The sequence below is a fragment of the Actinomadura sp. B10D3 genome (assembly GCF_039871695.1).
Lineage (GTDB): Bacteria > Actinomycetota > Actinomycetes > Streptosporangiales > Streptosporangiaceae > Spirillospora > Spirillospora madurae.
This window is the reverse complement of sequence record NZ_JBDPLY010000067.1, coordinates 1-5573: the sequence shown is the minus strand read 5'-3', so window position 1 is coordinate 5573 and position 5573 is coordinate 1. Positions and strand designations below refer to the sequence as shown.

General features: G+C 72.9%; 5 protein-coding genes. All 5 read left to right on the top strand.

Annotation, left to right across the window (positions count from 1 at the left end; genetic code table 11):
- Positions 1 to 233 precede the first annotated feature (233 nt).
- A complete protein-coding gene (locus ABGB11_RS42165) occupies positions 234 to 1025 on the top strand; it encodes an IclR family transcriptional regulator (protein ID WP_347641317.1) in 792 nt (263 codons plus the stop codon).
- Between the two features lie 115 nt (positions 1026 to 1140).
- Positions 1141 to 1929, top strand: a complete 789-nt coding sequence (locus ABGB11_RS42160) for an SDR family oxidoreductase (protein WP_347641315.1) — start codon at positions 1141 to 1143, stop codon at positions 1927 to 1929.
- 18 nt (positions 1930 to 1947) lie between these two features.
- Positions 1948 to 2898, top strand: a complete 951-nt coding sequence (locus tag ABGB11_RS42155) for a substrate-binding domain-containing protein (protein WP_347641314.1) — start codon at positions 1948 to 1950, stop codon at positions 2896 to 2898.
- Positions 2895 to 4436: a sugar ABC transporter ATP-binding protein gene (locus tag ABGB11_RS42150; RefSeq protein ID WP_347641313.1), complete on the top strand. Its 1542-nt coding sequence runs from the start codon at positions 2895 to 2897 to the stop codon at positions 4434 to 4436. Before ABGB11_RS42155 ends, ABGB11_RS42150 begins: the two co-directional genes overlap by 4 nt.
- On the top strand, positions 4433 to 5464 hold the full coding sequence (locus tag ABGB11_RS42145) for an ABC transporter permease (RefSeq protein WP_347641311.1): 1032 nt from the start codon (positions 4433 to 4435) through the stop codon (positions 5462 to 5464). The genes ABGB11_RS42150 and ABGB11_RS42145 overlap by 4 nt, the downstream gene beginning before the upstream one ends.
- Positions 5465 to 5573: the final 109 nt, after the last annotated feature.

Below are 5573 nucleotides of genomic sequence, written 5' to 3'. Positions count from 1 at the left end.
CACGAGAATCCCGAGGCGTAGTGGCCGGTCTTCGCGATCGATATGAGCCGGACCGTCTCCAGCCGAGCGAACAGCGCCCGTTCCCTAATCAGCTCCACAAGCTGGGCGTCCGCCGCCACGGGCGGACGAATCTGATCTACCATGCGGCCGAAAGTACTATCCAGCGGACAGCATGTCCATAGAGTAAGACGAATTGGTTGGACGGACTGTCCGCTGAGCGATAACTTTGGTGCGTGGCGACTGAAAACAACCTCATGCTGGTGCGCAAGGTGTCCGGTCTGCTGGACCACCTCGCGAACGGAGAATCCTCCGCGGCCGACATCGCGGACGCGATCGGCGAGCCGCGCAGCTCGATCTACCGGCTGCTGGCCAGCCTGCAGGCCGAGGGGCTGGTCGAGCCCGGCAGCCGCCGGGGCAAGTACCGCCTCGGCTTCAAGCTGCTGCCCCTCGCCACCGCCGTGGTCGCGCGCTTCGACGAGCGGACGTTCGCCCGGCCGACGATGGAGCGCATCCACGAGCTGACGGGCGAGACGGTCTTCCTGTGCGTGCCGCGCCGCGACGAGGCCGTGTGCATCGAGCGGATCGACGGCAAGCGCGTGCAGTCGCTCGCCCTCCAGCTCGGCGGCACCCTCCCCCTGCACGCCGGAGCGGCGGCGCGCAGCATCCTCGCCCACCGAGACGAGGACGAGTGGGACGCCTACATCGAGCGCAACGCGCCACTGCTCCGGTTCACCCCCTCGACCCCGGTCGAGCCCGGTGACCTGCGGCGGGTCCTCGCCGCCACCCGGGCGGGCGGCATCTCGATCAGCGATCAGGACGTCACGCTGGGCGTCGCCGCGCTCGGCGTGCCCATCACCGACTACCGCGGCCGGCTGCGCGCGGCGCTGTCCATCAGCGGGGTCCGCGAGTCGATCCTCGGGCCCGACTCGGCGACCTGGCGGGCCGCGCTGGTCGAGGCCGGCCAGGAGATCTCGCGCGCCTTCGGCTCCGACGTGGCACGGCCGGACCTGCTCGACCTGGGCTGACGCGCCGCCGCACGCCTCCTTCCGAGAAATGTCCCACTGTCTAGACATCTCGTCCGCCTTATGAGAATGTGGGGCCTCATCACGGGCTGAGTGACCTGTGGGAAGGAGGCGACACATGAACCAGGGCCTGGCGGGACGTGTGGCCGTCGTGACGGGCGCGGGCGCCGGCATCGGGCTCGCCTGCGCGCGGCACCTCCACGCGGCGGGCGCGCTCGTCGCGGGGGCGGATCTCCGCGTCGACGCCCTCCGCGAGCTCGGCGGCCCCGACCGCGTCCTGCCCGTCACCGCGGACCTGCGCGAGCCGGATGCCGGGGAGACGCTGGTCGCGGCGGCGGTGGAGGCGTTCGGCCGGGTCGACGTCCTGGTGAACAACGCCGGCGCCGCCGCCCTGCGTCCAGGATTCCTCGACACGACCGACGCGGACTGGACGTCGACGCTGGAGCTCAACCTGCTCGGATACGTCCGGGCGGCCCGCGCGGCCATCCCCGCCATGCTCGACGGCGGCGGTGGAGCGCTCGTCCACATCGCGTCCGAGGCCGCGCGCATGCCCAATCCGCGCCTACCCGACTACAGCGTCTCCAAGGCGGGCGTCCTGATGCTGTCCAAGGTCCTCGCGGCCGAGTTCACCCCGGCCGGCGTCCGCTCGAACGTGGTGTCGCCGGCCTTCATCCGGACCCCGCTGTACGACCGCCCCGGCGGCCTGGCGGACTCGCTCGCCGAGGAGTTCGGGGTGGACAGGGAGACGGCGCTCACCCGCTACGTGGAGCTCAACCGCATTCCGGCCGGCCGGCTCGGCACGGTCGACGAGGTGGCCTCGCTGGTCACCTATCTCGCCTCTGACCAGGCCGGCTTCGTCTCCGGCGCGAACTTCTGTGTCGACGGCGGCGTCACGCCGGTCGTCTAACCCTGATGAGGACATCCCATGAAGGCTGTGAACCACCCCCGCCGCCTCACCCGGTTCGCGGCGGCCGCCGCCGCGGGCGCCGCGAGCCTCGCGCTGGCCGGCTGCGCCGCGTCCGAGGCGGGCACCGACGCTGAGACCTCGATCGGAGTCGTGCTCAACGCGGCGTCCAACCCCTTCTTCCTCGCCGAGGGGAAGGCCATCCAGGAGGCCGCGGCCGCCCGCGGCGTCAAGGTCTCGGTCCAGTACGCCAACGCGGACGTCAGCGCGCAGACCGACAAGATCGACACGTTCGTCCGGCAGCGGGTCGACGCGATCATCGTCGATGCCGTCGACTCCGACGGCATCGGCCCCGCGGTGCTCCGCGCCAAGCAGGCGAAGATCCCCGTGGTGGCCGTCGACGTCGCCGCGGCGGGCGCGGACGCGACCGTCACCAGCGACAACGTGCAGGCGGGCCGGGAGGCCTGCAAGTACCTGATCAGCCGGCTGGGCGGCCGGGGCGAGCTCGCGATCGTCGACGGCTCCGCCGTCTCGGCCATCAGCGACCGGATGAAGGGCTGCAAGGAGGCCATCGCCGCCAACCCCGGCATCAAGGTCGTCGCCACCCAGCGCGCCGACCTGACCCGCGACAAGAGCATGAAGGTCGCCGGCGACATCCTCACCGCGAACCCGGGCGTGGACGGCTTCTTCGGCGTGAACGACCCGACGGCGGTCGGCATCGCGCTCGCCGCCGGGCAGCACAAGGCCGACGTGAAGATCGTCGGAGTGGACGGGGCGCGGCAGCTCACCGACCTCCTCGGCAAGGGCCCGATCATCGGGACGGCCGGCCAGAACCCGCGCGAGCTCGGCCGCTCCGGACTCGACCTGGCGATCAAGCTGGCCGGCGGGGAGAAGGTGGACCCGAAGCCCAAGCTGATCCCGACCGTCCTGGTCAACGCCGACACCCTCGGCGACTACGAGAGCTGGGGATGAGCGCGGCCGGGCCGCCGGAGGGCGCCGTCGCGCGCCTGACCGGAATCGAGAAGTCCTACCACGGCAACCCCGTCCTGCGGGGCGTCTCGCTCGGCCTCGAGGCGGGACGCGTGCACGTGCTGGCCGGCGAGAACGGCGCCGGCAAGTCCACCCTGATCAAGATCCTCACCGGCATCGAACGGGCCGACCGCGGCGAGATCGTCCTCGACGGCGTCCCGGTGGCCCTGGCGGGGCCCCGCGACGCCCGGCGGCGCGGGCTCGCGGTCGTCCACCAGGAGCTGAGCCTGGTGCCGGAGCTGACCGTCGCCGACAACCTCCTGCTCGGCCGCGAGCCGCGCCGCCTGGGTGGCCGGCTCGACCGCCGGCGCGCGCGCGCGACTGCGCTGGAGGCCCTCGGCCGGATCGGCGTCGACCTCGATCCGGACGTCAAGGTGGCCCGGCTCAGCACGGGCCGCCGGCAGCTCGTCGAGATCGCCCGGGCCCTGGGCGAGGAGCCGCGGCTGCTGGTGCTGGACGAGCCCACGGCGGCGCTGTCCCAGAACGAGGCCGACATGCTGCTCGAAAAGGTCGAGGACCTCCGGGCCGAGGGCCTGGCGCTGCTGTACATCAGCCACCGGATGGAGGAGATCTCCCGCATCGCGGACCACGTCACCGTCCTGAGGGACGGCGTGGTCGCCGACTCCATGACGCGCGCCGAGATGACCGAGGACCGGGTCGTCACGTCCATGGTCGGGCGGCCCGTCCAGGACCTCTACCGGCACGACCGCGCCCCCGCCGCCGACCGGATCAGGCTCCGCGTCTCCGGGCTGCGCTCGCCGGACGTCCGTCCCGCCTTCTTCGAGGTGCGGGCCGGGGAGGTCGTGGGGATCGCCGGGATCGTCGGGGCCGGCCGCACCGAGCTCGGCCGCCTGATCGCCGGCGCCGACCGCGCGGACGGCGGCACGGTGACCGTCGACGGCGCCCCCGTGGCCGGCGGGAGCCTGGACGGCCCGCTCGCGGCCGGGATCGTGATGCTCCCCGAGAGCCGCAAGGAGCAGGGGCTGTTCCCGCAGATGTCGATCGCCGACAACGTGTGCGCCGGGACGCCGAAGGGCCGCCGCGCCCTCGGCCGGACCAGCCCCGCGAGCATGCGCGCGGCCGCCCGGCCGCTGACCGAGGCGATGCGCGTCAGGGCGACGGGGCTCGCTCAGCCCGCCGGCCAGCTCTCGGGCGGCAACCAGCAGAAGGTGCTCCTCGCCCGGTGCCTCGCCCGCGACCCCTCCGTCCTCATCCTGGACGAGCCGACGCGCGGCGTGGACATCGGCGCGAAGGCCGACATCTACGCGCTCATCGGCGACGTCACGCGGCGCGGCGTCGCCGTGCTGCTGATCTCCTCCGAACTGCCGGAGGTGCTCGGCCTCTCCGACCGCGTCCTCGTCATGCGGCGCGGCGAGATCGTCGCCGAGCTCGCGGGACCGGCCAGGACCGAGGAGAACGTCATCCGCCACGCGACCGGCGTCGCCGGCGACCGCACGAAAGCCAGCGAGGTGAACTCGTGAAGGAGACAACCGCACCCGGCCGCCCGGCGGCCTCGGCGGGCCGTACCGCGCGCACGCACCACGACCGGCTGCGGCGCCGCGTCACCACCGCCGCCGACCAGGCGGGCGTGGCCGGCGCGCTCGTCGTGCTCGTGCTCGTCTTCGCGGCGACGGCGCCGTACTTCCTCACCGTGGACAACCTCCTGGACGTGGCGCGGCAGATCTCCGTCACGGCGATCCTGGGGGCCGGCCTCACGTTCGTCATCATGACGGCGGGCATCGACCTGTCGGTCGGCTCGGCCGTCGGGGTGACCGCCCTGTTCGCGGTGCGGCCCGCCCTCGACGGCTTCCCGCCGGCGATCGCGGTGCTGGCGGCGCTCGGAGCGGGACTGGTCATCGGCACCGTGAACGGCGTCCTCGTCGCCCGGCTCAAGCTCGCCTCGTTCATCGTCACCCTCGCCGCGCTCACGTACCTGCGGGGCGTGACCTACGTGGGGACCGACGGCAAGACCCTGTTCTCCACGACCCTCGGCTACGCGTGGATCGGCAACGGAACGGTCCTCGGCGTGCCCGTCCCCGTGGTGATCATGGTGCTGGTCTTCGCCGCCGGCTGGTACCTGCTCAACCGCACCGTGTTCGGACGCTGGGTCCACGCGGTCGGCGGCAACGAGGAGGCGGCCCGGCTGGCGGGCATCCCCGTGCGGCGGGTGCTGACCTGCGTGTACATCATCTCCGGGCTGTGCGCGGGCATCGGCGGCGTGATCGCCTCCGCGCGGCTGCAGAGCGCGGTGCCCGACCTCGGCACCGGCTACGAACTGTCGGCGATCGCGGCGGTCGTCCTCGGCGGCACGTCCCTCATGGGCGGGAAGGGCTCGCTGGTCGGCACCCTGGTGGGCGCGGCGATCATCGGGGTGCTGGTCAACGGCATGACGCTGCTCGACGTCTCCAGCTTCTACCAGCAGATCATCCAGGGCGTCGTGATCGTGCTGGCCGTCGCGGTCGACCGGCTGCGCGTGCGCGAGGCGCCCGCGCCGGGGGCGGCCGCGTGACCCGTACGGACCGCGGGGCCCGGGCGACGGGCCACAGAACCGGAAGGACATCATGATGACCGACGAGAATCCGCCCGCCGGGGACGGCACCGTCCTCGTCGCCGGTGCC